1 protein-coding gene is annotated in these 1,560 nt (G+C 68.7%); it reads right to left on the minus strand.

The genetic code is table 11. The features are described 5' to 3' along the window. Nucleotides 1–1,560: aconitate hydratase AcnA (acnA, locus tag Q0996_RS19050; protein ID WP_299623421.1), on the minus strand; the 1,560-nt coding region annotated here is incomplete at both ends.

Raw genomic sequence — 1,560 nt, forward strand, 5'->3', positions numbered from 1 at the left:
TGGTGCCGTCCTTGAACTGCAGCGGCAGCACGCCCATGCCGACGAGGTTGGAGCGGTGGATGCGCTCGAAGCTCTCGACGATCACGGCCTTCACGCCCAAGAGGCGCGTGCCCTTGGCCGCCCAGTCGCGCGAGGAGCCGGTACCGTATTCCTTGCCGCCGATGACCACCAGGGGCACGCCCTCCTCGGCGTACTTCATGGCGGCGTCGTAGATCGGCATCACCGTGCCCTCGGGCATGTGCCTGGTGAAGCCGCCCTCGGTGCCGGCGGCCATCTCGTTGCGGATGCGGATGTTGGCGAAGGTACCGCGCATCATCACCTGGTGATTGCCGCGCCGCGCGCCGTAGGAGTTGAACTCCAGGGGCCGCACCTGATGCTCGATCAGGTACTCGCCGGCCGGGCTCTCCTTCTTGATGGCACCGGCCGGGGAGATGTGGTCGGTGGTGATGGAGTCGCCGAGGATCGCCAGGGCGCGGGCGCCGCTGACGTCGCTGGTGGCCTCGGGCTCCGCCTGCATCTCCTCGAAGAAGGGGGGATACTGCACATAGGTGCTGCCGTCGCTCCACATGTAGGTCATGCCGGAGCCGGAATCGATCTCCTTCCACTCCGCCGGTCCCTCGAAGACGTTGGCGTAGCGCGCCTTGAACATCTCCGGCGTCAGCACGTCGCCGATGACGGACTCGATCTCCTTGTTGGAGGGCCAGATGTCCTTGAGGTAGACGGGCTCGCCGTCGCTGCCGGTGCCGATCGGATCGTTCAGCAGATCGACCTTGAGGGAGCCGGCCAGGGCATAGGCCACCACCAGGGGCGGTGAGGCCAGGTAGTTCAGCTTCACCATGGGGTGGACGCGGCCCTCGAAATTACGGTTGCCCGAGAGCACGGCGGCGACCGAGATGTTGCCCGTCTCAATGGCCTCGTTGACGGGCTGCTCCAGCGGCCCGGAGTTGCCGATGCAGGTGGTGCAGCCGTAGCCCACGAGGTCGAAGCCCAGGGCGTCCAGTTCGCTCTGCAGGCCGGCGGCCTCCAGGTAGTCGGTCACCACCTGGCTGCCGGGGGCCAGCGACGTCTTCACCCAGGGCTTGGTGGTGAGGCCCTTCTCCCGCGCCTTCTTGGCCAGCAGGCCGGCGCCCACCAGCACCGAGGGGTTGGAGGTGTTGGTGCAGGAGGTGATGGCGGCGATCACGACCGCACCGGGCTCCAGGCTGTAGTCGCCGCCCTCGACCGCGGTGGCCGTGCCGCTGCCCATCTCGCCCAGGGCCTTGTCGGCGGAGGCGGTGACGCCGGAGAGCGCCACCCGGTCCTGCGGGCGCTTGGGCCCGGCGAGGCTCGGTTCCACGTCGCCGAGGTCGAGCTCCAGGGTGTCGGTGAAGACCGGATCCGGGGTCGAGGCGTCGCGCCACATGCCCTGGGCCTTGGCGTAGGCTTCCACCAGGGCGACACGCTCGGGGTCGCGCCCGGTGAAGGTGAGGTAGCGGATGGTCTCCGCGTCCACCGGGAAGATGCCGCAGGTGGCGCCGTATTCGGGGGCCATGTTGCCGATGGTCGCCTGGTCGGCCAGGG

The sequence above is a fragment of the Pelagibius sp. genome, from assembly GCF_028289705.1.
Classification (GTDB): Bacteria; Pseudomonadota; Alphaproteobacteria; order Kiloniellales; family Kiloniellaceae; genus Pelagibius.